The organism is Thermodesulfatator indicus DSM 15286 (assembly GCF_000217795.1).
Taxonomy (GTDB): Bacteria; Desulfobacterota; Thermodesulfobacteria; order Thermodesulfobacteriales; family Thermodesulfatatoraceae; genus Thermodesulfatator; species Thermodesulfatator indicus.
In genome coordinates this window covers 874,936-900,893 of sequence record NC_015681.1, presented here as the reverse complement: position 1 = coordinate 900,893, position 25,958 = coordinate 874,936, and the positions used below count along the sequence as shown (strand labels likewise).

24 protein-coding genes are annotated in these 25,958 nt (G+C 42.8%); 7 read left to right on the top strand and 17 right to left on the bottom strand.

Translation table 11 applies throughout. From position 1 onward, the window contains the following. Window positions 1-81 precede the first annotated feature (81 nt). The 7 genes from THEIN_RS04355 to THEIN_RS04325 form a co-directional block, all read right to left on the bottom strand. The gene (locus THEIN_RS04355; RefSeq protein WP_013907481.1) at window positions 82-324 is read right to left on the bottom strand and encodes a hypothetical protein; all 243 of its coding nucleotides are present in this window, start codon (window positions 322-324) and stop codon (window positions 82-84) included. Then, the gene (gene trmFO / locus THEIN_RS04350; protein ID WP_013907480.1) at window positions 305-1,690 is read right to left on the bottom strand and encodes a methylenetetrahydrofolate--tRNA-(uracil(54)-C(5))-methyltransferase (FADH(2)-oxidizing) TrmFO; all 1,386 of its coding nucleotides are present in this window, start codon (window positions 1,688-1,690) and stop codon (window positions 305-307) included. Before trmFO ends, THEIN_RS04355 begins: the two co-directional genes overlap by 20 nt. Further along, window positions 1,687-2,736, bottom strand: coding sequence for a dual-specificity RNA methyltransferase RlmN (gene rlmN, locus THEIN_RS04345; protein WP_013907479.1), 1,050 nt, complete (start codon window positions 2,734-2,736; stop codon window positions 1,687-1,689). The genes trmFO and rlmN overlap by 4 nt, the downstream gene beginning before the upstream one ends. Then, complete coding sequence (locus tag THEIN_RS04340; protein WP_013907478.1) at window positions 2,714-4,984, bottom strand: tetratricopeptide repeat protein; 2,271 nt, start codon at window positions 4,982-4,984, stop codon at window positions 2,714-2,716. Before THEIN_RS04340 ends, rlmN begins: the two co-directional genes overlap by 23 nt. Before the next feature lie 223 nt (window positions 4,985-5,207). Continuing rightward, the gene (locus THEIN_RS04335) at window positions 5,208-6,176 is read right to left on the bottom strand and encodes an IS110 family RNA-guided transposase (protein WP_013907477.1); all 969 of its coding nucleotides are present in this window, start codon (window positions 6,174-6,176) and stop codon (window positions 5,208-5,210) included. A gap of 420 nt (window positions 6,177-6,596) precedes the next feature. Further along, window positions 6,597-8,183 carry a phosphoglycerate dehydrogenase gene (gene serA / locus THEIN_RS04330; protein ID WP_013907476.1) on the bottom strand — a complete coding sequence of 529 codons (1,587 nt, stop codon included), beginning with the start codon at window positions 8,181-8,183 and terminating at the stop codon, window positions 6,597-6,599. Between the two features lie 2 nt (window positions 8,184-8,185). Beyond that, window positions 8,186-9,343 (bottom strand): pyridoxal-phosphate-dependent aminotransferase family protein, encoded by a 1,158-nt coding sequence (locus tag THEIN_RS04325; protein WP_013907475.1) that lies wholly within the window; start codon window positions 9,341-9,343, stop codon window positions 8,186-8,188. Window positions 9,344-9,471: 128 nt separating this feature from the next. Here THEIN_RS04325 and THEIN_RS04320 point away from each other — a divergent pair, with 128 nt between their 5' ends. Together THEIN_RS04320 and amrA are read left to right on the top strand one after the other, a co-directional pair. After that, window positions 9,472-10,200: a DsbC family protein gene (locus THEIN_RS04320; RefSeq protein ID WP_013907474.1), complete on the top strand. Its 729-nt coding sequence runs from the start codon at window positions 9,472-9,474 to the stop codon at window positions 10,198-10,200. Between the two features lies 1 nt (window position 10,201). After that, complete coding sequence (gene amrA, locus THEIN_RS04315) at window positions 10,202-10,792, top strand: AmmeMemoRadiSam system protein A (protein ID WP_013907473.1); 591 nt, start codon at window positions 10,202-10,204, stop codon at window positions 10,790-10,792. Window positions 10,793-10,802: 10 nt separating this feature from the next. Here the strand turns inward: amrA and THEIN_RS04310 are convergent, their stop codons facing one another. From THEIN_RS04310 to THEIN_RS04300, 3 genes are read right to left on the bottom strand one after another with little or no spacing between them, the layout of a single operon-like run. Next, entirely contained in the window at window positions 10,803-12,107 is a 1,305-nt protein-coding gene (locus THEIN_RS04310) for a TolC family protein (protein ID WP_013907472.1), read from the bottom strand. Continuing rightward, on the bottom strand, window positions 12,104-13,651 hold the full coding sequence (locus THEIN_RS04305; protein ID WP_013907471.1) for a DHA2 family efflux MFS transporter permease subunit: 1,548 nt from the start codon (window positions 13,649-13,651) through the stop codon (window positions 12,104-12,106). Before THEIN_RS04305 ends, THEIN_RS04310 begins: the two co-directional genes overlap by 4 nt. Then, a complete protein-coding gene (locus tag THEIN_RS04300) occupies window positions 13,648-14,784 on the bottom strand; it encodes an HlyD family secretion protein (RefSeq protein WP_013907470.1) in 1,137 nt (378 codons plus the stop codon). The genes THEIN_RS04305 and THEIN_RS04300 overlap by 4 nt, the downstream gene beginning before the upstream one ends. A 594-nt stretch (window positions 14,785-15,378) precedes the next feature. On the opposite strand from THEIN_RS04300, the gene ahbA reads away from it, so the two are divergent. Continuing rightward, complete coding sequence (gene ahbA / locus THEIN_RS04295) at window positions 15,379-16,359, top strand: siroheme decarboxylase subunit alpha (protein ID WP_013907469.1); 981 nt, start codon at window positions 15,379-15,381, stop codon at window positions 16,357-16,359. Between the two features lie 152 nt (window positions 16,360-16,511). Further along, window positions 16,512-17,276, top strand: coding sequence for a PEP-CTERM sorting domain-containing protein (locus THEIN_RS04290; protein WP_013907468.1), 765 nt, complete (start codon window positions 16,512-16,514; stop codon window positions 17,274-17,276). Window positions 17,277-17,288: 12 nt separating this feature from the next. Here THEIN_RS04290 and THEIN_RS04285 read toward each other — a convergent pair whose 3' ends face one another. After that, window positions 17,289-17,807 (bottom strand): CDP-alcohol phosphatidyltransferase family protein, encoded by a 519-nt coding sequence (locus THEIN_RS04285; protein ID WP_013907467.1) that lies wholly within the window; start codon window positions 17,805-17,807, stop codon window positions 17,289-17,291. A gap of 79 nt (window positions 17,808-17,886) precedes the next feature. On the opposite strand from THEIN_RS04285, the gene trpE reads away from it, so the two are divergent. Next, complete coding sequence (trpE, locus tag THEIN_RS04280) at window positions 17,887-19,371, top strand: anthranilate synthase component I (protein WP_013907466.1); 1,485 nt, start codon at window positions 17,887-17,889, stop codon at window positions 19,369-19,371. Further along, window positions 19,371-20,036, top strand: coding sequence for an anthranilate synthase component II (locus THEIN_RS04275; protein ID WP_013907465.1), 666 nt, complete (start codon window positions 19,371-19,373; stop codon window positions 20,034-20,036). The genes trpE and THEIN_RS04275 overlap by 1 nt, the downstream gene beginning before the upstream one ends. Here the strand turns inward: THEIN_RS04275 and THEIN_RS04270 are convergent. Both THEIN_RS04270 and THEIN_RS04265 read right to left on the bottom strand, forming a co-directional pair. After that, complete coding sequence (locus THEIN_RS04270) at window positions 19,969-20,694, bottom strand: 4Fe-4S binding protein (RefSeq protein ID WP_013907464.1); 726 nt, start codon at window positions 20,692-20,694, stop codon at window positions 19,969-19,971. The genes THEIN_RS04275 and THEIN_RS04270 overlap by 68 nt on opposite strands. Continuing rightward, the gene (locus THEIN_RS04265; protein ID WP_052299037.1) at window positions 20,675-20,956 is read right to left on the bottom strand and encodes a metal-sensitive transcriptional regulator; all 282 of its coding nucleotides are present in this window, start codon (window positions 20,954-20,956) and stop codon (window positions 20,675-20,677) included. The genes THEIN_RS04270 and THEIN_RS04265 overlap by 20 nt, the downstream gene beginning before the upstream one ends. 128 nt (window positions 20,957-21,084) lie before the next feature. On the opposite strand from THEIN_RS04265, the gene radA reads away from it, so the two are divergent. Then, window positions 21,085-22,425, top strand: coding sequence for a DNA repair protein RadA (radA, locus tag THEIN_RS04260; protein WP_013907462.1), 1,341 nt, complete (start codon window positions 21,085-21,087; stop codon window positions 22,423-22,425). Between the two features lie 230 nt (window positions 22,426-22,655). On the opposite strand, the gene THEIN_RS11530 is transcribed toward radA, so the two are convergent. Genes THEIN_RS11530 through cobO form a run of 4 tightly spaced genes read right to left on the bottom strand, consistent with a single transcriptional unit; the run spans window position 22,656 to window position 25,936 of the window. After that, window positions 22,656-23,291 carry an RsmG family class I SAM-dependent methyltransferase gene (locus THEIN_RS11530; RefSeq protein WP_013907461.1) on the bottom strand — a complete coding sequence of 212 codons (636 nt, stop codon included), beginning with the start codon at window positions 23,289-23,291 and terminating at the stop codon, window positions 22,656-22,658. Next, on the bottom strand, window positions 23,275-24,954 hold the full coding sequence (locus THEIN_RS04250; RefSeq protein ID WP_013907460.1) for a CTP synthase: 1,680 nt from the start codon (window positions 24,952-24,954) through the stop codon (window positions 23,275-23,277). The genes THEIN_RS11530 and THEIN_RS04250 overlap by 17 nt, the downstream gene beginning before the upstream one ends. Window positions 24,955-24,956: 2 nt before the next feature. Continuing rightward, entirely contained in the window at window positions 24,957-25,349 is a 393-nt protein-coding gene (locus tag THEIN_RS04245; RefSeq protein WP_013907459.1) for a hypothetical protein, read from the bottom strand. A gap of 53 nt (window positions 25,350-25,402) precedes the next feature. Beyond that, window positions 25,403-25,936, bottom strand: coding sequence for a cob(I)yrinic acid a,c-diamide adenosyltransferase (cobO, locus tag THEIN_RS04240; RefSeq protein ID WP_013907458.1), 534 nt, complete (start codon window positions 25,934-25,936; stop codon window positions 25,403-25,405). Window positions 25,937-25,958: the final 22 nt, after the last annotated feature.

Below are 25,958 nucleotides of genomic sequence, written 5' to 3'. Positions count from 1 at the left end.
ATCTCCCTATGTCAAATTTTTTTCAAAATTTTGTATTAAAACTACAAAGTTTTATGAAAAGCGGCAAGGGTTTGACCTTTCTTAAAAATCCATAAGTTCGTCGTCTTCTTCAACAGAAGATTTGTTCTGAGAGGGGGTTTGACTTAACCAGAGTTCCCGCTCTTTAAATAATTGATAGACTAAGGCTATAGCGGCTCCGGCAAAAACACCCGCAAGGCCGGCCATAAGCCAGAATTTTTGCTTGTTGATTTGCACGGCTTTGCCACAATATGGGCAAAAATAAACCCCTTCGGGGATGTTACCGTTACAGGCGGGACAATTCATCGGCCTTCTCCTGTAAAAATTTTAGATCAGCTAAAATTTTTTCTTTTTCTAGCCATTGGGCCAGATCTTTAAAGGCCCGTTCAGCCATTAGTTTATATCTTTCCCTCTTGGGCATTTTTTTGCGAACTTTGCCGGGCAAATCAAGTGGTGGGAAGAGCCCCCAATTGATATTCATGGGCTGGAAATGTTTAGGATCCGCCTCGGTGATATAATGGACGAGAGCCCCGTGAGCGGTAGTGCGCGGCGGGACAACGAGTTTCATCTCTTTGGCTAGACGCCCGGCGTTAAGCCCGGCAAGAAGACCCATAGCCGTTGATTCCACGTAACCTTCTACTCCGCTTAACTGGCCTGCCAGAAAAATACGAGGTTCTTTTTTTAACTGTAAAGTCTTGGTAAGCACCTTAGGCGCACATACAAAGCTATTGCGATGTACCGAGCCAAACCGGGCAAACTCGGCCTGTTCAAGCCCGGGTATCATCCGAAAGACCCTTTCTTGTTCTTTGTATTTTAATTTAGTTTGAAAACCCACCAGGTTATACAAAGTCCCTTCTTTGTTTTCTGCCCTGAGTTGCACTACGGCATAAGGCTCTTTGCCTGTGCGCGGGTCTTTCAAACCCACAGGCTTCATAGGGCCAAAACGCAGAGTTTCTCTTCCTCTTTCCGCCATAACTTCAATGGGGAGACAGCCTTCAAAATATTTCGGCTTTTCAAAATCTTTAAAAGGGACTTTTTCTGCAGCCAGCAAGGCGTCTATAAACCTTTCGTATTCCTCTTTGGTCATAGGGCAGTTGATATAAGCCCCTTCGCCTTCACTATAGCGATCAGCCTTAAATACTTTATCCCAGTTGATGGACTCGGCATAAATAATAGGGGCTATGGCATCGTAAAAATGAAAGAATTCTTCGCCTGTGTAGCGCTTTAAGTCTTCAGCTAAGGCCTCAGAAGTAAGCGGCCCCGTGGCCACGATAACTATTCCCTCACTCGGAATAGAGATAACTTCTTCGTTAATCACTTCTATTAACGGATGGGTGGCTATCTTTTCGGTTACGTAGGAGGCAAAAAGCTCTCGGTCAACGGCCAGGGCTTTGCCGGCGGGAACTTCGCTGGCCAAAGCCGCTTCCATAATCAGAGAAAGAAGTCGCCTTAACTCTTCTTTTAATAGCCCCACGGCACTGGTTATCTCTTTTGAACGCAAAGAATTTGAACATACGAGTTCTGCAAGCTTTCCTGTTTTGTGTGCCGGAGTCAGTTTTTTAGGGCGCATTTCGTAAAGTTTTACCGGGACCTCTCGGCAGGCCAGTTGCCAGGCAGCTTCTGAACCAGCAAGCCCTCCGCCGATTATCGTAACACGATGAGGTTCTCTCATGCGGCAAGCCTCGTAGCCAGTTGCCCACAGGCCGCTGAAATATCTCGCCCCTTACTTTTGCGAATAGTGGCTACATAACCGTAAGAAAGGAGAATTCCCTGAAAGCGGAATATAGTTTCCTCATCTGAGCACTTAAAAGGCAAGGCCGGATGTTCGTTAAAAGGAATCAGGTTGATTTTAGCTGGCACGCCTTTTAAGAGTTTGGCCAGTTTGTGGGCGTCGTGAGAAGAATCGTTCACCCCTTTAAGCATAAGATACTCAAAGGTAATACGCCAGCCTTTAGGTAAGGGGTATCGGCGACAGGCAGGTATCAGTTCTTTCAAAGGATAGCGCTTGTTGATAGGCATAAGTTGAGTCCTTTTATCTTCATCTGCGGCGTGCAGGGAAATAGCAAGTTTAGCGGTTATGTCTTTCCCGAGTTTTTCCATCTGGGGAATCAGGCCCACGGTGGAAACCGTAACGCGGCGGCGCGAAAAATTAAACCCCTTCTCGTCTAGCAGAATTTTTAGGGCCCTAAGAATATTTTCGTAATTAGCAAGCGGCTCTCCCATACCCATGAAGACGATATTTCGCAAAGGCTTTTCTTTAATAAGCCCTTCGCGTATAAGCACTTCTTTGGCCCTCAACACCTGGGCCGTAATTTCGTGAGGGGAAAGATTGCGCCTAAAACCCATTTTGGCTGTGAGACAAAAGGCACACCCCATGGCACAGCCCACCTGGGAGGATACGCAAAGGGTATAGTGGTCTTCCTCGGGAATGATAACGCATTCAATAAGTTCATCATCTTTAAGACGCAAAGCAAGTTTACGAGTCCCGTCTGAAGAGACTTCTTCTTTGTAAATTTCCGGGAGAAAAAGACAAAACTCTTTAGACAGCTCTTCACGAAGGGCTTTGGGAAGATCTGTCATCTGGGCAAAAGAGTAGATTCCAGGTTGGGCTAACCACTTAAAAACCTGCCGTCCCCGGTAGGCTTGAAGCCCTCTTTCTTTGAAGAGGGCCTCAAGTTCTTGGCAAGTGTAGTCTCTAAGATTTTTTGAGTTCTTCAAGAAGTCTTTTAGCCTCCTCTTTTTCAGGGAAATTAAGAGGAGATTTTACTATCTTTTCGAGCTCTTCCAAAGCCGCTTTCTTTTCTCCTTTGGCGATAAGGGCTTTGGCGAGATGAAATCTTGTGGGCAAAAAGTCTGGGTTCTTCTCAAGAATATCTTTAAAGGTAGAAATAGCTAGATCGTAAGAGCCTCGCTTATAAAGTACCCAACCAAAGGTATCAAGGATATATGGGTTTTCAGGGGCAAGTTCTCTAGCCCTTTGGGCAAAAATGAAGGCCTCTTCAAGTTCACCTTTTTCCGCAAGCATCCAGGCCAGGTTATTAAGCGCTGGGAAGTAATCGGGTTTTATTTCAATGATCTGGCGGTAAACTTTTTCGGCCTCGTCATTTTTGTTCTGAGCCAACAAAATAGCCCCTTTGATCATCAAGAGTCTCACGTTTTGTGGAGATTTCTCAAGGGCCTTTTCCGTCTCGGTTAAAGCCTGGTCAAGTTTTCCTTCCTTGGCGTAAAGAGCAATGAGAAGGTTATAAGCGGGGAGGAACTTGTCATTCTCTTTAAGAGCCAGTTTAAGTTGCTCTTCAGCCGTTTTCAGGTCTTTTTTAACCAGATAAACCTGGGCTTTTAAAAAGTAAAGAGGAGCCTTGTTTTTAAAATTGGCCATGTGTTTGTCAATAAGGGCCAAGGCCTTATCAGGTTCTTTCTGGGCAAGATAATATCGTACCAGGCGAGTAAGAGCTGGTAAGTGGTTAGGGGCGAGCTCTAAGGTCTTTAAGTCCTGAGCCACTGCTTCTTTTATTTTTTTCTGAGCGTAAAGGCAGGTAGCATAAGCAAAGTGTACTGTTGGATCTTTCGGAAATATTTGAATCATACGTTTATAGATTTTTTCAGCTTCGGCAAATTTCTTTTCAGCCATATAAGAAGCAGCCAATAAGAGCCCGGCTTCTTTGTTTCGGGGCATGAGACGAAGGACTTTTACCGCTTCTTCACGCGCTTTATCAGGCTCTCCCTGGGCGAGAAGCAAACGAGCGTAGATCAAACGAGTTTTCCAGGCAAGGGGATTTAACTCAATGGCTTTTTCAAGGGCCTTTCTGGCTTCAGCCGGCTTTCCTTGAAGCAGGTTAACTACACCAATGAAATGGTAGGCTTCAGCCAGGCGCGGCCTACCTTTAACGGTAATTTCAAAGTCTTCTAGGGCTTCGGCTAAAAGGCCTTTGGCTAGACGAATTTTTCCGCGTACCAGATGGGCTATCGGATGGTTAGGATTTTTGGCGAGAACTTCGTCAACCAGTTTTTGGGCTTCATCAAGCTTATTTTTCTGGACTAAGAGATAGGCCAGCTGAGCCTTCAGGTCTAAAGAGTCTGGCCATTTTTTAAGGCTTTCTTCGGCAAGTTGAATGGCCTTGTCAATCTGGCCAAGTTGACGGTAAAGGTCTATCAACATTAAACGGCCAAAGACTTCGTTTGGATGTTTTTCATTCCAGGTTAGCAGAAAGTTTTCAGCGTCTTTGAACTTGCCCTGAGCCACGTAAAGGGAAACGAGCTCTCTTACGAAACGCGTTTGCTTTGGAAACTTGGCGGTAAGTTCTTTAAGCAAAGTTTCGGCTTCCTTAACTTTTCCGTTTTCAAGATACTGGCGTAACAAAAGCTCATAAAGAAAAACATTGTCAGGGGACTTAGCTATAGCCTCTTTTAACTTAGCCAGTGCTTTAGCTTTTTCACCTTTGGCATTATAGACACGCGAAATAATTACTAGAGCTTCTATGTTTCCCGGATCTTTAGCCAGCACTTGTTCTGCTAATTTCTCGGCGTTTTTATAGTCTTTCTGTCGTAAACGCAGAGTAGCCAAAAGATTTAAAGCCTTTATATTCTCGGGCTCTTTTTGAAGGACATATTGTAGGTGTTTTTCCGCTTCTTCTAATTCCCCTGCGGCTATAAGAAGAGAAGAAAGCTTGATTCGGGCCTCAAGGTTTTCCGGATCAACGTCAACGGCCTTGCGATATTGAGAAAGGGCCTGCCTGAGGTTTCCTGTTTTTAAGTAAATTTCTGCTAGTTCGTAATTGGCCTTTGGGTGTTTAGGGTCAATTTGAAGCACATTTTGAAATTCTATGGCTGCTTCGCGAAGTTTTCCTTCTTTGGCGAAAGCAATGCCCTTTTCCATGTGTTTGGCAATCTTTTCTTCGGAGGAACTGCAGCCAAGAAAAGCCACCACCAACAAAAACACTACTAAAATACGCCATCTACCCACCATAGAGATCTCCTTTAGGGGTTTTGCTTTTTTATAACTAACTAATCGTTAAAAACCAAGTTTGCTTTAAAAATAATTTGAAGTTCCATTTACTTCTGGCTAAAGCTAGAATCCAGGAATGTTGCTACATAAGTTTGACAAAAAAGAGATCTTTGCAAAATTAAGGAAAATATAGATTGATTGCTTCGGCTGCTGGACGCAGCCTCGCAAGATACTGTGGTTTTTGTCAAGCACTTTGAGCTTCCATTTGCCATTTTTTGTAATTATAGAAAGCAAATATCAATAATTTTCTGGCACAGGCTATTATGGCCACTTTCTTCGGTTTTCCTCTCTTTATCAAACTTTCGTAATACTCTTTTAGTCCCCCTTCTTTACATCTTATGGCACTAAGCGCCCCCATAAAAAGCAAACTCCTTAACCTATTATCCCCTTTCTTGCTTATCCTGGTTACCAGCTTCCTCTTACCAGATTCCTTTACTTCCGGGTCCAATCCTGCTAGAGCTACTACCTCCCGCCGGTTTCTTATCCGCCTCTTCCGAAAAAAGATGTAACAATATGTCGCTATCATCTTCCCTATACCTTTAACTTTCTCTATCTCTCTAACCCCTCTGTTTATGTCGTCATCTTTATTTACTAATTCCTCCATCTCTTTCTTTATCTTCTGAAGCCTCTGCCTTGTTTCTTCTAAGTTTTTCTGTATGTATTTTTTGCTTTCTTTACTATCTACTGGTACTCTATCTAAATACTCTAGAAAATTAGATAACTTGTTTTCTATATTTTGAAGTAATTGATACTCACTTAACAATAAAGATAATTTCTCTAAATTTTCGTTATATTCTATTTCTTTGATCTCTTCTTCGCTAACTATCTTGTGATATTCGTATAACAGTTTCGCATCAAGATTATCTGTTTTTGCTCTATGACCTAATACTTCTCTTAAACGGGGGACTTTTCTGGGGTTAAGGGATACTACTTTTATCATATTCGTAGCACAGAACTCCTCCAGAAATGCCGAATATGGCCCTGTGGGCTCGTATATCACCACCCTTTTCTTCCTGTCTTCTTTCTTCTTAAAAAACTTCCTCTTAAATTTCTTTAAACCCCTTTCATTTTGAAACTCGTAAACCTTCTGGCCATCAAAAATAACCAATGTATCCTTGGCCACATCCACCCCAAGAAAAGATAAATTTTTCATAGGTCTTCAATTCTCCTTTCTTTGAGATAAAATAAAGATTGTTGGTAGGGAGGTCCTTCCAGGTTTAGCCTTGTATACGGACAGTTTCCGTAATTGGAAACGTCCCGGATACTGTTCAAACACAGGGAAGGACGGCTAATCTTGCGATCGAACAGTTTGCTAAAAAGCAAACGTTCCATGACTCAACAGCCTGTCCCTCCCTACCAACTTTTTTTACTTTAATGCTTTTGCCCTTTACTTAAAACCATACAATGACTCTCTCAGGTGTCACTGCGAGCCCGTATGGGCGAAGCAGTCTCTTAAATAAGATATTTTGCAAAGGTCTCTTTTAAAATATGTAAAAAATTTTTTGTCAATACGAATTGATAAAATAAAAAGTAAGATTTAGAGGGCGCTTGTCAGCGCCCTCTAAATATATATCTAAGAAAGCTCAAGGGGTTTTACCAATTTTACTGGTGGGAGAGTTTTGAGTTTTTCCAATAAGTCTTGGGGGACAGGTTTATCAACACAGAGAAGAATTATGTTGGCCTGTTGGGCAGGGTCTTGCCCTACGTGCATTCTAGAAATATTTAAACCATGTTCGCCAATAGTTATGCCTATCTGGCCAATAACACCAGGTCTGTCTTCATTCATTAAATAAAGCATATGCCCTTCAGGGATAGCATCTAGACGGAAGTCGTTAATCTGGACAATGCGTGGCTCTTTTTTACCAAAGATGGTACCCGCTACTAGATTTTCACCCTTAGGATATTTCACTATCACTTTGATGCGGTTAAGAAAATCTTCGGCGGTATTTACTTTGCTTTCTGTAACTTTTATGCCTCTCTCTTTAGCCCTGATAGGAGCATTTACGTAGTTTACGTCTTCCCTTAAGGCAGGGGTAAGAAGCCCTTTTAATAAAGCTACAGTTAAAGGTTTGGTATCGAGATTGGCTACATCTCCCTGATACTCAATATGAACTTCTTGAATAGGCCCTTCTGCTAGCTGGGCCTGGATAATACCAAGTTTTTCAGCAAGTTTTAAATAGGGCTTTAAAGTAGGTAGGAGTTCTGCTGAAACGGAAGGCATATTCACGGCATTTCTTACTACTCCGTGTATCAAGTAATCTACTACTTGAGAGGCTACGGCCAAGGCTACATTCTTTTGAGCCTCAAGGGTTGAGGCCCCTAAATGAGGGGTGCAAATGAAGTTTTCAAGCTTGAAAAGCGGATAATCTGGTGGCGGCGGTTCTTGTTCAAAGACGTCAAGGGCTGCTCCTGCAACCTTGCCAGAGACCATGGCTTCATAGAGATCGGCTTCATTTACGATACCGCCTCTGGCGCAATGTATAAGCATTACGCCGTCTTTCATCTTTTCAAACTTTTCTTTACTGATGAAACCCTTTGTTTCTTTAGTCAAGGGAACGTGAATAGTTATGAAATCAGCTTGGGCTAGAAGCTCATCAAGACTTACTACCTCGATGCCTATTTTGGCGGCTTGTTCAGGGTTGACAAAAGGGTCATAGGCAATCACTCGCATTTTTAATCCTTTGGCTCGGTCAGCTACTATAGAGCCAATGCGTCCCACTCCTATGACACCTAAGGTTTTGCCGTTTACTTCTCGGCCCATAAACTTCTTTTTTTCCCATTTGCCGGCTTTCATGGAAGCAGTGGCCTGAGGGATATTGCGAGCTAGAGCCATTAACATAGCGATAGTGTGCTCTGCGGCTGAAACAGTGTTCCCTCCTGGGCAATTCATCACTACGATTCCTTTACGATTAGCGGCGTCTATATCGACATTGTCAAGACCGGTGCCTGCCCGGGCAATGACTTTAAGGTTTGGGGCGGCCTCTATAACATCGGCAGTTACTTTGGTGGCACTTCTTATAATGATGGCTTCAATACCTTTTTTGAGTTCTTCAATTAATTCCTCTTTGGAGAGACCTGTTTTGATAATAACTTCTAAACCTGCTTCTTTTAAGATTTTTATGCCATCTTCAGCAATGGGATCACTAACCAACACCTTCATGTTTATTCCTCCTCTGTTTCCAGAAAATATTTTTGGGCTGCAGCTACGCCGGCCCCTAAAGGAATTTTATAGCCAAGCTCTGTAAGGGCCATTTCAAAAGTAGCGAGGGCAACTATAACATCAAGAGGTCCTTGATATCCCAAGTGAGCAATACGCACCACTTTACCTTTGAGTTTAGCTTGCCCTCCGGCCATGGTTACCTGATATTTTTCGCGCATAAGCTTCATGAGCTTAAGCCCATCGACTCCTTCAGGCACTTTAATAATGGTAAGCGCTTCACATGGAGTTTTGGCAAAAAGCTCTAGCCCCAGGGCCTTTACCCCGGCTCGACAGGCTTCAGAAAGGCGTTTGTAATGGGCAAAAAGACTCGGAAGCCCAACTTCTTTTATGCGGTTAAGAATTTCAGATAAACCGTAGAGCAACGAAACTGCTGGAGTAAAAGCAGTGGTTTCTTTAGCCAGTGCTTTTTTCTCTTTGCGAAAGTCAAAATAATACCGGGGAGATTCATTATTTTCTTCTACACGCTGCCACGCTTTATCAGACAAGGCTACAAACGAAAGCCCTGGAGGAAGGGCGAGGCTTTTTTGTGAGCCTGCTACCATAGCATCAATGCCTAATTCATCAAAAGGAAGGGGATAAACTCCAAGGGCAGAGATAGCGTCAACTACCAGAAGTACTTCGGTATTTCGAGTTAAAGCAGCGATTTCAGCCACGGGATGTTTAACACCAGTAGAAGTCTCGTGGGCCTGAATTAAAAGGCCTCGAGCATCAGGGTTTTCTTCTAAAGTTTTCTTAACTGTTTCTAGCGAGACGGCTTCTCCCCAGGTAACGTCAATATAGATTGGATTTAGGCCATAAGTCTCAGCAAGCTCACCCCAGCGTTCTCCGAATTTCCCCCCTCTAACTACAATGACTTTTTCCTTTGGCTTGAAAAGATTAGCCACACAGGCTTCCATGGCTCCGGTTCCAGAAGAGGCAAAAAACAAGACATCTTTAGTAGTTTGAAAAAGGTACTTTAAATCTTCTCTTATCTTATTTAGAATTGCAGAAAATTCTGGAAGGCGATGATGGATAACCGGTTTAGCCATAGCCAGCAAGGCTTGAGGGGGAACAGGTACAGGCCCTGGAGCGAGAAGGACTTTTTTGTCTAAAAGGTTCATTTCAAGGAACCTCCTTATAAAATTTGTTAAATTTTAATAAAAGCTGCTGTGATAATGCCTTATTAATGTTAAATCTTCAAGATAGTAAGGCCGAAAAATAAGAATAAAATTATTTTATGGAGGTAAAAATGAAAAAATTTTTTTTAGTGGTTTTGTTTTTTGTTGTCTGGATTGGATTTGGTACTAGCTGGGCGGCCTGTCCTAAAAGAGAAAGAGCAGCTCAGATGCTTGCTCCTCTTTTTGGTGGTGAGAAGCCCAAAGTTATTAGTGTAAAATCGACGCCAATAAAAGGCCTTTGCGAAGTAGTAGTAGAGGCCAATGGCCGGAAAACTCCTGTTTATCTTGATGAGAGTGGCCGTTATCTGGTTTTAGGACGTATTATAGATATTCTTGCTCGCAAAGACTTAACTCAGGAAAGATTGACAGAACTTAATCGTCTTTCGCCTGAAAAACTGAAAGAATTAAAAAAACTAGTGGCTTTTTCTGTAGGTAAAGGACCAGAAGTGTTTTTCATAACTGATCCTGACTGCCCTCACTGTAAAAGAGCTGAGAAGATAATTTTTCCATTAGCGGAGCAAGGAAAGATAAAAGTAAATGTAATATTTATGCCTTTAGAAGCCTTGCACCCTCATGCCAAGGAAAAAGCTGTTGCTATTATTTGTGATAAAAAGGGGCCCAAAGAATTAATGAAGGGCTACCAGGGAACTCAATGTAAAGAGGGAGAGGAAAAAGTAAAAGAGGCCTTAAAAATTTTACCAAGACTAGGCATCAGAGGAACTCCGACTTATATTTTTCCTAACGGAAAGATACACGCAGGGGTTTTGGAAGAAAAACAAATTATAGAAATGGTGAAATAGAATGGCCAAAGTAGTAGGGCTTAACGAAGCAGAAAAGGCACTTTTGCTTTATATAGCTAGGGAGAGTATTACGAGCGCCCTTGAGGGGCGCCCTCCCCGTCTCCCTCGAGAAATTCCTCCGAAACTTTTGGAGCCTTATGGGGCCTTTGTGACTTTGCATAAGCATGGCCAGTTAAGGGGTTGTATTGGTACTTTTCATCCTGAAGGTCCTCTATATAAAACTGTTTTTGAAATGGCACGCTCGGCAGCTTTTAATGATCCGCGTTTTCCTCCTGTAACTTTAGAGGAACTTTCTGAAATTGATATAGAAATTTCTGTGCTTTCTCCTATGTGGAGGGCGACAAGTATAGATGAAATTGAAGTAGGTAAACACGGTATTTACATAATAAGGGGTATAAATCGAGGTGTTTTGCTTCCTCAGGTAGCTGTAGAATACGGTTGGGATAGAGAGACCTTTCTAGACCATACCTGTCTTAAAGCAGGCCTTCCTCCAGGTTGCTGGCAAGACCCTGAAACAGAAATATATCTTTTTACTGCTGAAATCTTTAGCGAAAAAGAACTCGGCCTTGGCCCTGTATACGGCGTACATTAAATTGCTCAACCTAATTTTTGCTTTCAATTAAGCCCGTGGCGTATAGAAGTTTGGCGTAAGCTATTTTTAAATCGGCCAGGGCCTGAATACGCCTCACCTGAGCACTGGTAAGAAAGGCCTCCGCATCAAGGACATCGGTAGTAGTGCCAAGTCCTTCTTTAAAACGGGCTTTGTTTAGACGATAGTTTTCTTCAGCGCTTTTTAGGGCCTCTTCAGCTACTTTTAGACGTTTTTTAGCGGCTTCAAAGTCAAGATAGGCGGCCCGTACTTCTAAAGAGATTTGATTTTCAATATCTTTCATAGCCGCTTCTTCTGAATAAACTTGGGCTCGTGCTGCAGAAACTTCTCTTTTTCGTTTCCCCCAATCCCAAAGTAGCCACTTGACTTCAACGCCAAAGAATATGTTTTCCCTGTCTCCATAAGGATTTCTCGTGGCCAGGAGATCCGTCCCCTGTTTTTGGTAGATTCCCTGTACATCCACCCACGGATAATAGGCTGATTTGGCAAGTCTTACGTTTTCTTTTGCTTTATCAATAGCAATTTTGGCTGCTTTTATTTCGGGTCGTTTTTTAAGGGCTTCCTCAACATATTTTTTATATTTTTCAACAAGAGGTACCTTATCTAGGTTATCCTGAATTTCTATAGGCGCTGTTACTTTGCGGTTTAGCAAGATATTCAGGCGGCCTTTAGCAATTTCTACTAAGTTTTGGGCTACTATTTGCGTATGCTCCGCTTGAGCTACTGCTACTTCGGCCTCTAACACTTGGTGTTTGGCAATAAGACCTTGTTCGTAAAAGGCTTTAGCAGTCTTTAAATGGGCCTTCAATCTTTCTACAGACTTTTGGGCTTCTTTTAGGCCCCGTTCAGCTTTAAGGAGATCATAATAGGCCTTTTTAACTTGAAAACTAAGGGTTAAAAGGGCTCGCTCGTAGGCTACAGAGGCAAGATCAGCATCAAGTTCTTTCAAGCGTTCTTTAACTCTTAAAGAAAAACCGTGAAATACGGGAAAGTTCCATAAAAGATCAAATTCTGACTTCTCATGAGCAGAAAGAGGGATGTCCATCCCCAGGATAACTACTTTTTGCTGGTCTCTCATGTGAAGGAAGTGATAACGTGCTGAAAGGGTGGGCCACTTTTCTTTTCTAGCCGCCTGAGCCAATTCCTCGGCAGCTTTAACGCGTACTTTGATAGAAGAAAGTTGAGGGTTCTCTGAAAGGGCCTGTTTCAAACAGTCTTTTAAGGTAAGTTCTTCAGAAGCCCAAGAAGTATTAATTAGACAAAAAAGGCCCACTATAACCACTAAAAGTTTTTTCACGCTGGCCTCCTATAAAACTTTTGCTGATAGGCTAGGGCTAGAAGAAAAAGACCACCTAGAGCAGCATAATAAAACGTGTATCTAAAAGTATCTTGAAAGGCGAGGGAATAGGCCATAAGCTCTTGCCATTTATAAATCAAGACCTTCGCTTTTAAGGTGGCTAAAGGTTCAGGGAAAATTGCACTGAGTTTATGAGTAATTTTTTCTAAAAACATATGTGCATAGTTGAAATTTTGTAAACTATCTGCCTCTTGAAAATGGAAAGAGGCCCTTTTTTCAAGAGTATTAGTGGCTATAGCAGTGCCAAAAGAACCCGCAATAAAACGTTGGTAGTTCATTTGGGCAACCCCAAGACCTGCTTTGTCTCCCAAAGGTCTAAGAGCTAAAGCAGCCATGGGTGCAAAAAAAGTACCCATGGCTATACCAAAAGGTATGGTAAGAATAGCTGCTTCTTTAGCTGGGAGCCAATAGTTAAGCTTGGGTAAAAGAAACAAACTACAAATACATAATAAGACAAAGCTAACAAAAAGTATTTTTACCGGGGAAATCTTGTCACTTAATATTCCTGAAATAATGGAAAATATACCTATAAAGCCGGCAAAAGCTAACATATGAAGCCCGGTATCAAAAGTGGGGAGTCCCTTTAGCCTTTCATAATAAAGAGGTAAAAGATAAAAAATTTGATACATAGCAAATCCCAAAACAAAGAAATGGAAGCCCATAGTCAAGCCAAATTCTGGTATTTTATAAATAGAAAAGTCTATAAGAGGTGTTTTACTTTTTATTTCAGATAGAAAATAAAGACATAAAGATATAGCCGAGACAAAGGCAAGAACTCCTATAAAAGTAGATTGAAACCAGCCATATTGCTGACCTTTAGAAAGCATGATCAAGAGAGAAATAGAAGCTGTTGCTAATAAAATATAACTTCTAAAATTAAAGACTAGCTTTTTAGTATAAGGTACTAACTCACGCAAAAAGAAAAGAGCGGCTATAAAATTTAGAGTTCCTATCGGAACATTTATTAAAAAAACATAGCGCCAGGAAAAATGTTCCGTAAGGAATCCGCCTGCGGTAGGACCAAGGGCAGGAGCAAAACTTACTCCTAAAGAAAAAATACCCATAGCTAGGCCGTGGCGTTCAGGTGGATAGGCTGAAAAAAGAATAGTTTGGGCTGACCCCATGATAAAGGCTTCACCTATTCCTTGAAGGGAACGAAAGACTATCATCTCGGCTAAAGAGGTGGCGCCACCACAAGCGGCACTTGAAATAGTAAAAATGGCCACTCCTACAGTAAAAATTTTGGAAAAGCCGTAAGATTTACCCAGAGAAGCCACTAATAAGAGGCCAACCGCCGCCGCGGTCATATAAGAGGTGATAACCCACTGAATACCGTAGAGGTCGGTAGATAACGGAGCCATCATTTTAGGGACCACTATATCTACAATGGTGGTGTCAAGAATGGCGATAAAGGCACCTACCATTACGATAATGGTAATAAGCACTCTTTCAGCAGGGGTGATTTCTTTGTAAGAGGGTGTCATTTCCTTTTGATCTCTACTTCGCCCCCAAGGCCTACCCGTAAAATTTTTACCGGGCCTTCCGTTATGCGTATTTTGATTGGTACTCTTTGGGCCACTTTAGTAAACTCCCCAGCTGATACGTCTCTTGGCACTAAAGCAAACTTAGCCGCGGTGGCAGGAAGGATTTCAGCCACTTCACCCTTGAATTTTTCATCGGGAAAGGCGTCTATTTTGATATTTACCGGACAACCAACTTCTACTCCTTTAAGCTTGGTTTCTTCAAGAAGGACGAGAATATAGAGATTTTTAGGATCAACGAGGGCATAAACAGGCTGCCCCGGGCCTACTACATCTCCGGCCACGTGAAACCTTTTGGCCACTATGCCGTCTATAGGGGATACCAGTTTGGTATATTTTAAATTAAGTTTAGCTGCGGCTACAGAAGCAGAAAGGGCTTTGATTTTGTCTTCAAGGGCCTTTAAGCGCTCTTTTTGTTCTTTGATGGTCTTTTTCTGGTTTTCGACCATGGCTAGTTCTTTTTTAGCAGCCACAAGACCGTATTTAAGGGCTTCGGCTTTAAAGGCCAGGGCTTTTTGCTGGCGAGAAAGCTGTTTGAGATTGGTTTCTATTTCTTCAAGCTTGCGTTTGGGAGCGAGGTTTTTAGCCACAAGGGTGGCAAATCTTTTTTGGTCTCTTTGGAGCTGAGCAATTTGAGAGGAGAGTGCCTCTACCTGAGCCAAAGCGGCCTTTCGTTCTTCTTTGAGTTGATAAATTTTCTGTTGTACTTGAGATTCTTTGAGGGCAAGGTGTTGTTTAAGGCGGGTGATGGCGATTTTAAGGGCCTCTTTTTCTTTTTCTGCGGAAGCTTTTTCGGCTAATAAACGTGCATAAATTTTTTGGTAGGGAGAGTCATCAAGAATGGCCAAAACATCGCCTTTTTTAACTGTTTCTCCTTCATCTTTGGAGACCTTGATGATTTTCCCTGCCACTTGGGAAAAGCTTGAGTAAACGAGTTTATCTGTTTCTACGAAGACAGCGTTAGAAATGGCGTAACGCATACGATGGTGAAGAAAGAGAGCCAGCCAGACCAACAAGCCTACTAAAAGGACTATAAGAATTATGTAACTGAGATTCTTTCGCTTAGAAGTGTTCATGTTTGTTCAATATAGTCCAAAAAACCTTTAACAAAAGTCTAAAAATATTACAAAAATATCAAATATAAATTTTATTTTTGTTTATTTTTGTTAAACTTTATATATATCTTTTAGGCCTTTCTGAAAAATCTTCTGTTGAGGTTATTTTAAAATTCGAATGTTTTTTATCCAAAACTTGCTTGAACAGGAATCTTGATAAACGAGACCTTTGCAAATGGTTTACTTAAGAGACTGCTTCGCCTTTGCGGGCTCGCAGTGACTACATGGTAGTTGGCCGATGGCCAATGGCTGATGGCTGCTGGTAGAGGGCTAGTAGCGCAAGAGACTACTTCGCTACGCTCGCAGTGACGGAATGAAAGCTGGCTCCTCGCCGTGACACGGAAAAAGTCTCATTGCGAGCCACGAAGTGGCGAAGCAATCCCTGTTCCGAGCACTAGCGAAGGGATCCCTGCCGTCAAATGCTAGCAGCCAAAGTAACTCTCCCGCGAGGCACTGGCGCCGTGGCCATCTATTCTATATTTTCTAAAATTTGCATGCAAAAATCTCAAGAAACATAAACTTTACTTTTATTTAAGTTTTAGGCACTATATCTTCATGGATCAAAAAGATAAAATTCTACTTACGGAGATACAAAAACGTTTTCCTTTAGAGAGTGCGCCCTATCAAAGCTTAGCCAGAAAGCTTTCAATTTCTGAAGAAGAAGTAATAACTCGCTTAAATAAGCTAAAAAAGGCGGGTATATTGCGCCAGATAGGCGCTATTTTTAATCCGCACGCCCTGGGTTATCAAACAAGCTTGGTGGCGGCTGCTGTTCCTGAAGAGAAATTTAGCCAGGCAGCAGATGTAATCAATGCCTTTCCCGGCGTAAGTCATAATTATCTGCGTAATCATTTTTATAATATGTGGTTTACTATCGCTGTCCCTCCCAATGAACCCTTTGAGGAAACTTTGGCTGAATTAATTAAAAAGGCTGGTGTTTCTCGGTTTCTTATTTTGCCTATTAAGCGTATTTTTCATATCGCCGTGGTTTACGATCTCAATGAAAATCATACTGAAGACAATAATATAGATTTTTCTTTTTCAGATACAGATATGAAAAATTTTCTCGTTCCCGACGAGAAAACCATTTCTTTGGTCAAGTTAACCCAAGAAGATCTTCCGCGAGTATCAAGGCCTTTTCAAGAAATAGCCAGGAAAATCGGACTCGATGAAGGAGAAGTTCTATCTTGGATTAAAGATAGTCTTAATAAGGGTATTATAAGACGTTTTGCCGGTCTTGTACGCCATACCAGGGCCGGAGTTAGGGGAAATATCATGGTAGCCTGGGAAGTTCCAGAGGATCAGCTAGAAAAGGTAGGGAAGGCTTTAGCGAAAGAGAAAAAAATTACCCACTGTTATGAGAGAAAAAGTTACCCTGAATGGCCTTACAATCTTTACACCATGGTACATGCCCAAAGTCCTGAAGAGGCTTTAAATTTCGTTGAAAATAAAGCTAATGAGCTTAAAATTTCTTCTTATCTCCCCCTTGAAACAATCAAGGAACTCAAGAAAACTCGTCTTAAACTCTTCTGGTAGTGAAAAATTTTTCCCTATCTAGTGGAAAGATTTTTCCACTTTTCTGGTCAATTCGCTAAGCTAACTTCCCTAAAACTATTGAAAAACAACGATTCTATGTCTGGCACGCTCTTTGCTTAATAAAAATTAAAATCTGAAGCAGGGAGGAAAAAATGAAACTCAAAATTTGGTTGCTGGCCTTATCCTTTTTATGGTTGGTCTCAGGAGCCTGGGCCATAACTATAACCGTAGATGGCGATTTAAGCGACTGGGGGCTTAATACGTCTAGCTTCGGAGAAAATAGTAACGATTGGGACCCGAATATACCTGGTGTTTTTGTTTTTCAGGAAGACTGGGTAGGAAATAACGGCTACCTTGAACCAGGTTATGGCGGGCAAAAATACGATGTTGAAGCTATTTTAGCCACTTTTGATGCGGAAAATCTTTATATCGCCATAGCCACGGGTTTTCCTCAAGTGGGTACGGAGTGGGACGCCGGAGACATTTCCCTTGATATTGGAAACGACGGCACCTGGGATTATGCGGTAGTGGTCTCTAATTATGTTGACGGTTCAGAAAACCGCGGTTTAAATCTCGGCGGCGTATATGAGGTAGATTCCTGGCGGGATGTCTATTATTCCAGTCACGGCGTATCTAATCCGTTCCGTATGGAAAACGGTTCGTATATTGGGGGAGGCTCTTTAGCCTATAGTGATGACCCAGACCATAGCTTTTCCCGTTTTTTTATAGAGGTAGCCATTCCGTTAGACCTAATTGACTGGTCTTCTGATCATATAGCAAAAATTCACTGGACCATGGAGTGCGGCAATGATTATGGCGAAGTGGTAGCTCACACCCCTGAGCCAGCCACTTACATGCTTCTCGGAGTCGGGCTTTTTCTGACTGCTATTTTCATCAGAAAACAAAGAAAAGCTTAAAAAGAGGGGGCTTCATGCCCCTCTTTTCTTGGCCTGAACGCCCAACCACAAATAATGTAGCCCTGATAAAACCGTAAAAACCCCTGTTAAGTAGAACAAAATATTTAGATTTGGGATTTTGGCTAAGGTAGCCACCACCGTAATCACTTGAATAGCAGTGGTAGCCTTACTCAAGTATGTAGGGCGCACTTCTATTTTTTTAGTTATGGCCACCAAACACAAAAAGCCCAGAAGGATCAAAAAATCTCGCCCAACTACTATAACAGCTAGCCATTTGGGCAAAAGCTCGAGATAAGCTCCTAAAAGATAGATAGAATCAACGAGAGTTTTGTCGGCAATGGGGTCAAGAATGGCACCTAAGAGGGTTTTCTGGTTGAGACGACGGGCTAAAAACCCGTCAAGGACGTCACTTAAGCCGGCGATTAAAAAAAAGATAAGGGCTTTTTGGTGGTCTCCGGCCAATAGATAGCTTATTACCACTGGCACCAGACATAGGCGGAGAATTGTTACTAAATTCGGAATGTTAATCATGCCTGCTTTTATAATGCTTCCATTAAGACCTGTCTATGATAAACTTGACATTCACCTTAGCTGAGGCTAAAAGCGAAGCATGATTTTAGGAAAACCTGCACCAGACAAAGCTACGTTTTTGAAGCTGGCCGAGGCCCATAATCTTATCCCCGTTTACCAGGAAGTCCTGGTGGACATGGAAACCCCTATCTCCCTTTTTTATAAAGTGTTGGTAGGGCACTACGGTTTTCTTCTAGAAAGTATAGAAGGGGGAGAAAAGTGGGCCCGTTTTAGTTTTATCGGTATAAACCCGTTTTTAGTTTTTCGCTCGCGAGGGACCACCGTTTCTCTTTACGACCGCCATGGTGAAAGGCGTTTCCAAGTGGCTGATCCTTTAGACGAGTTGAAAAAAATTATGTCTCGTTTCAAGGCAGCCACTTTGCCTGAGCTTCCCAGGTTCTTTGGCGGGGCGGTGGGATTTCTTTCCTATGATATCGTTCGTTTTATTGAAAAGCTTCCTGACACCTTACCGGAAACCACCGGTTTTTCTGATATTCATTTAATGTTTCCCGAAATCCTTTTGGTTTATGATCGCTTAAAACATTCTCTTTTCGTGGTGTATAACGCCCGTATTACCGAAGGAATTCCTCCAGAAGCTTCCTATGAGAGGGCTTTAGCTGAAATAGAGGCTATGGTGCGCCGTATAAGGGGCCCGTTGGTTTATCCTCCCCGGGCCACTTCTGACCAGGAAACCAAACTTAAACCCGAAATCACCCGCGAGCGTTTTCACGAAATGGTAAAACGGGCCAAGGAATACATACAGGCCGGTGATGTAATTCAAGTTGTTCTTTCCCAGCGTTTTTCGGGCACCAACCATATACGCCCTTTTGACCTCTATCGAGCCTTACGCAAAATAAACCCCTCTCCCTATCTTTTCTTCTTGCGTTTAGGAGACGAAACCCTTATTGGTTCGTCTCCAGAAATTTTAGTGCGTTTGGAAGAAGGCCAAGTAGAAGTGCGCCCCATCGCCGGCACCAGGCCTCGCGGCCGTACAGAAACTGAAGATCAGGCCCTGGCCGAAGACCTCCTCCACGACCAGAAAGAACGGGCTGAACATCTTATGCTGGTGGACCTTGGTCGAAATGACGTTGGCCGGGTATCGGCTTACGGAAGTGTCGATGTTTACGAACTTATGGTGATTGAACGTTATTCACACGTGATGCATTTAGTTTCAGGTGTGCGCGGCGAACTTTTACCTGATAAAGACATGTTTGACGTGTTAAAAGCCGCCTTTCCGGCGGGTACGGTTTCAGGGGCTCCTAAAATCAGAGCCATGGAAATCATTGAAGAGCTTGAGCACGCTAAACGTGGCCCTTACGCTGGAGCTGTTGGTTATTTTGGTTTTTCCGGAAACATGGATTTTTGTATCACCATAAGGACCCTTTTTCAGAAGGGCACCAAGTTATATCTTCAGGCCGGTGCCGGAATTGTGGCGGATTCAGACCCTGAACGAGAATACCAGGAAACCCTTAATAAAGCCCGTGGCATGATAAAGGCTATTGAATTAGCCCAGGAGGGACTTTAATGGCCATACGTCTGGTGGTTATTGATAATTACGATTCTTTTACTTATAACCTGGTTCAACTTCTGGGAATTATGTGTGAAAAACTGGCACCCGGAAGTGAAATCAAAGTCTTTCGTAACGATGAAACTACCGTTGAGGCCATAAAAGAGCAATCTCCCACCCATGTGGTTATTTCTCCCGGTCCGTGCACCCCAGCTGAAGCAGGCATCTCTGTATCTTTGATTAAAGAACTAGCAGGTGAAGTACCAGTTCTTGGTGTTTGCCTGGGGCATCAGTGTATTGGTGCGGCCTTTGGTGGACGTATAGTTCGGGCCAAACGCCTTATGCACGGTAAAACCTCACGAATTGAACATGACGAGAAAGGCATTTTTATAAATCTTCCTCAGCCCTTTGAGGCTATGCGCTACCATTCTTTGGTAATAGAAGAAGAAAGTCTTCCTGAGGAGCTCTATGTTACGGCCCGTGATGAAGAGGGAGAAATCATGGGTGTGCGTCATCGGGAATTTCCCATAGAGGGCGTCCAGTTTCATCCTGAGTCCATTGGGACTTCTCTTTATGCCTGGAAGCGCCTGAGACGCCCTCCCAAAGATTGGGATTTTACCTCTGAAGAGCTGCCTGAGGGAGTGATTCTTCTGCGCAACTTTCTTTTCCCTGAGGATTTTTAACCAGACTTAGTATCTTCTTAGGGCAGTGGCCCACGCATTCCTGGCACTGAATACAGTCACGATTACAGATAAGGTCGTTTGAGTTTTTGCTGGCTATTTTCAGGGTCATAGGGCAGACCTTTTCACAAAGGAGACAATTTACGCATTTTTCCCTTTCAATAGCGAGTGCCCTTTTATGCCCTCCGAATAGCGCTCCAAAGGAGCCTATAGGGCAAAACGCGCACCAGGTACGATGATGAAAAAAGATTCCCAAAATAATGGCAAGTATGCTGGTTACAAAACATATCAGCCAGAAGCTAAAACCCCAGTGCATAATATTCCCTGGGTCTCGCGATATTTGGAAAGTGAGCATGCCTATCAAGAAGGCAAACATAAAGGCTCTTAAATAAGAGCTACGGAAAAAAGAAGGTATTTCTCTTTTAGGGCTTATTTTGGCCAATAAGCGGTCAAGAAAAGCTCCTCGTGGGCAAAGATTCCCGCAGACGTAACGGCCCCTCAAGAGGCCACCAACCATACCCACGATCATAGCTACCGGCACAACAAAACCTAACCAGTGATACTTCCAGCCAAGGCTTGCGGCTATCAAAAAAATGGGTAGTAAAGCCCACTGGATTTTGGCTCGTTTAAGAGAGATAGGGTTAATCTTTCTTTTCTTCATTTGTTCCCTCCACTCTTATTTGACATAAATGTTTTAGAATTAACTTCAGTGTCTCCTGGTCTTTTTGGGCCAGGCATTTTTCAAGGGCTAACTCTAGAAACAAAGCGTAAGCACTATCAAAAGCCGCTTTGGCTGCCTTAAACTGCACCACGGTTTTTTCACAAGGAGCGTCTGTTTCAATCATCTCCACAAGGGCCTTAAGTTGCCCCTGAGCTCGTTTCAGACGATTTATCAGCTGCTTTTTAGAATCTTTAGTTTTCATAGTTATTAAGCTATACCCCATAGGGTATAGTGTCAAGTATAAAAATATAAATAGTTTTAATTTGGTAAGTGTTTTGCCTGTCCCTTACCGTCTAGAATTTTGTAAGGGTATAGAATAAAATACCTTCAATGGCCAAATTTTATTGTCAGGAATGTGGTTATAAGAGTCTCAAGTGGCTGGGGCGCTGTCCGGGTTGTGGGAGCTGGGGTACTCTGGTAGAAGAAACTTCTTCTATTATCAGTAAAAAAACTTCCCGCAAGGCCAACCTTTTAAAGATAAACGAAGTAGAAAGCTTAAAGGAAAAACGTCTGGCTACCGGGCTTTCTGAGCTTGACCAGGTACTTGGAGGAGGAATTGTTCCTGGCTCCTTGATTCTTCTTGGTGGAGATCCGGGCATCGGCAAATCAACTCTCCTTCTCCAGGTTTTAAAAAACCTGGCCAGCGACGGTTACAAAGTGGTTTATCTTTCAGGAGAAGAGTCTCCTCAGCAAATAAAGCTAAGAGCGGAAAGATTGGGAGTCATTAAGGAAGATATTTTGCTCCTACCAGAAACAGATCTAGCCGCAGCTCTTTCTTCAGTGGAAGAGGAGTCTCCTGTGCTTCTAGCCGTGGATTCCATTCAGACGGTCTTCTGGCCCGAGGTTTCGTCTGCTCCGGGAAGTGTCAGCCAGGTGCGAGAGTGCACCAACAAATTGCTTGAGTTCGCTAAAAACAAAAACGTGGCCGTAATCCTGGTGGGCCATGTGACTAAAGAAGGCATGCTTGCTGGCCCGCGGGTTCTAGAACATCTGGTAGATACAGTGCTTTATTTTGAAGGGGAACGCACCGCTCATTTTCGCATTTTAAGAGCCGTAAAGAATCGCTTTGGTTCTACCAACGAGATCGGCGTTTTTGAAATGACTAGCTCTGGCTTAAAGCCTATTAGCAATCCTTCGGCTATATTTTTAACTAGAGAAACTCTTGATGTTCCAGGAAGTGTGATTTGTGCCACCCTAGAAGGCACACGGCCTATTTTGGTAGAAGTCCAGGCCCTTGTATCCCGTAGCTACCTGGCCACGCCCAGGCGCACCAGCGTAGGTTTTGACCCTCAGCGATTGGCCATGATCGCCGCTATCCTTGAGAAAAAGGCCGGACTCAGTTTTTACGACCAGGATATTTATCTCAACGTGGTAGGAGGGCTTAAACTCACTGAACCAGGAGTAGATCTGGCAGTGGCTATGGCGTTAGCTTCGAGCCGTCTGGATAGGCCTTTACCCCAAGGGCTTTTTCTTTTTGGAGAAATAGGGCTTACCGGTGAAGTAAGGCAGGTTTCTTACCCTGAAGTCCGTCTGAAAGAAGGCGAAAAACTAGGTTTTGATACGGTTTGTGCTCCGCGTGAGAATTTGAGCAGCATTTCTAATCAAATCCACTTAAAGCAATTGCCTGTTTCTAATTTACAGGAAGCGATAGAGATATTGCTTTTAAACTAAACGTTATAGCGAGCTACGAAGTGGCGAAGTGTCCAAATAGTTTTTGTAAGGGATTGTTGGCCTTTTGAGTCCAGTGATACATTTGCAAAATTCAAAAAACATAGGGCTAATAGCCACGGCGCCACCGGAGCTTCACTTTAGCTGCTGACGCAGCCTCTTGTGCCATCAGCCATCTTTTAACTATTGTTTGTAATTACTCAGGAAAACGTAGCAGCGACAACCAACTAAAATCAAAAATGAAACACAAGGAGTTCAACAGGTCTCGAAGAGATAGGTAAACAATAAACTGGTTTAATGGGCAATTTTTTCAACGAACATTTCTCCACATCTTTACGCCAGAGATATAAGCCCTGAGAAGCCCCAAAAATCTCGCGGCCATGTTTCAAAAACTTACTTGGGCTTCCGTAGCCGCGGGCCAACACTAACGATACTTTAAGAGGGCAGTTTTGAAATCCTACGTGGCATAGATACGGATAGACATCCTCGAGTGCCAGTTCTTTTACAATCTTTTTCATAAAGGATACACGAGGAGGATAGCCCTCTACTAGAAAAATTCTGAGATCAGGTCTGGCTATCTTTACAATTAATCCAGGGAATCCTGCACCTGTGCCTAGATCAGCACAAGTCATGTTTCGCGGGAGGTACTTGGCCAGGAAAAGGGCCTCATAAACTGGGCCGGCAAGCAAGTCAAAACGGCTCTTAGCCGCGGTAAGATTAAGGGCTTGCGCTTCTTTTTCAAACGCCGCTAAATAGGCCTTAAGTTTTGGCCCAAATATTTTTAAGTCATAGGAGATATGGCTCGCTTTAAGTTTTTCTTTAAGCCAGTCAAAACCTTCTTCCCAGGAGATATCAGGCGGCCTTTTCATCTATCTTTTGCGATTTTTCAAGGGCTGCGTTTACAAAGGCTACAAAAAGTGGATGCGGAGCCATGGGTTTTGATTTGAATTCTGGATGAAACTGGCAGCCCAGAAACCAGGGGTGTTCATCTTTAGGTAATTCAATAATTTCAACCAGTTCGTTGTCAGGAGAGACACCACTTACTACCAGGCCCTTTTCTGTAAGAATATCGCGATATTCGTTATTGAACTCATAGCGATGCCGATGCCGTTCAAAGATTTCATCTTGTTTGTAAGCCTCTTTGGCCAGGGTACCGTCAATCAAGCGGCAAGGATAAGCTCCAAGCCGCATGGTACCGCCTTTTTCTGTAGTTTCGTCGCGTACTTCAACCTTTTGGGTGCGGAAGTTAAACCACTCACGCATGAGATAAATGACAGGATAAGGGGTGTCAGTGTTAAATTCTGTAGAGTCAGCTCCTTTAAGCCCCGCCACATGACGGGCAAACTCTATAACTGCCAACTGCATTCCCAGGCAAATACCAAAGAAAGGAATCTTATTTTCACGGGCAAACTTTATAGCCTGAATCTTTCCTTCGACTCCGCGAGAGCCAAAACCACCTGGAACCAAGACCGCATGCACTCCATCAAGCAGTTCACCGATGTTTTCTGGTGTAATTTCTTCGGAATCAATATAGCGAATGTTCACTTTAGTACGTGAGGGAATTCCTCCGTGAACTAAGGCCTCGTGAAGTGATTTGTAAGAGTCTTTTAAGTGAACGTACTTACCTACTACAGCAATTGTTACTTCGTGTTTGGGATTTTTTAAACGATAAACAAGTTCTTCCCAGGCGGTGAGACGGGGTTCTCGGGTCCAGATGTTTAGGAGGTCTATTATCTTTTCGTCTAATTTTTCTTTGTGAAATATTAACGGGATCTCGTAAATACATTCTACGTCTTTGGCGGTTATTACCGCGTCTTCATCAACATTACAAAAAAGGGCAATTTTTCTTTTCACTTCCTGGGGCAAAAATTTTTCGGTACGACAAAGAAGAATATCAGGTTGAATACCTATGGCACGCAATTCTTTTACACTATGCTGAGTGGGCTTGGTCTTTAGTTCTCCAGCTGTTTTTATGTAGGGTACGTAGGTCAAGTGTATGTAAAGGGTGTTTTCACGACCCAGGTCATATCTAAGTTGTCTAATGGCTTCTAAAAAAGGGAGCCCTTCAATGTCTCCAACTGTGCCGCCTATTTCGACAATAGCAATATCAACATCGTTACCTGCCAGTTGAAGAATAGACGCTTTTATTTCGTCGGTGATATGGGGAATAATCTGAACTGTACCTCCTAAATAATCCCCTCGGCGTTCTTTCATAATCACTGAGTAATAAATTTTTCCTGAAGTAAAGTTATTTTTCTGGCTCATTTTAGCCGAGGTGAAACGCTCGTAATGTCCTAGGTCAAGGTCTGTTTCGGCCCCGTCGTCAGTAACGTAAACTTCGCCATGTTGAAAAGGATTCATGGTACCTGGGTCAACATTGATGTAGGGATCCAACTTCTGAAGGGTTATAGAAAGACCCCTAGCCTCAAGAAGAGTACCTATAGCTGCTGCGGCTAAACCTTTCCCCAGAGAAGAAAGAACTCCTCCAGTTACAAATATGAACTTAGTATGCAATTTGTGCTTCCGCCCCATAGTTACTCCTTATTAGTCAAATATGCCTCCGCCAAAATACGCCCTGTCTCATTAGAACGCAACTCTACTTTTTTCAAATTTTCGAATTTTATATTCCTCGGCAACGTATAAATAAAGGTAGCCCCTGAGATACGGCCAATTTCTCTAGCTATTCCGTCTTTTTCAACAACCAGGACAACTAGTTCCTGAGAAGGTTTATTACCGAGTTTTATGACTATATATTCAGAGTTGTCTCCTCGACGATTAAAAGTCACCTCACCGGAAATTTTGTTGAAAGAGGTTATAGGCACCCGGATAAGCTCTACGGTGTGTGATTTTTGTGACCGTAGAGAAAGAAAAAAGGCAATAACCACCACAAACAATAATAAAAATAGAGTACGCGAAAATCCTCTCACGCCTTTACACTATATTAGCCTTAGGAAAATTGTTCAATGCTTTTAGTAGATTGCTATTTTTCTATACCTTCGCGGGCTGCTACTCCCTGACGAAAATAATGTTTAATTTCCCTCATTTCCGTGACCAGGTCTGCTGCTTCAATAAGCTCAGGTGGGGCATAACGTCCTGTAATTACAATTTCTGTATGTCTGGGCCGGACTTTAAGCAACTCCAGCACTTTAGCTAAATCTAATAGCCCAAAATGTAAAACAAGATTAAGTTCATCCAGTATCACCAGGTTAAACTGGCCAGAAAGAATTTTTTCCTGGCAAAAGGTAAAACCTTCTTGAGCCAGCTGGTAATCCTCAGGAGAAGGCTTACCTTTGATAAAGCAACCTCGCCCAAATTGGGCTATTTCAACGGCCGGTTCAAATTTTCTTAGAGCTTTTATTTCGTTGTACTCACTGCTCTTTATAAACTGTCCCAAAAAGACCCTGAATCCAGCCCCAAGGGCCCTTAAAGCCAAACCTAGGGCGGCGGTAGTCTTCCCTTTGCCGTTTCCTGTATAAACTTGGACGTATCCTGTAAAATTTTTATTGCTAACCATGATTTTTTCCGATTAACATAGC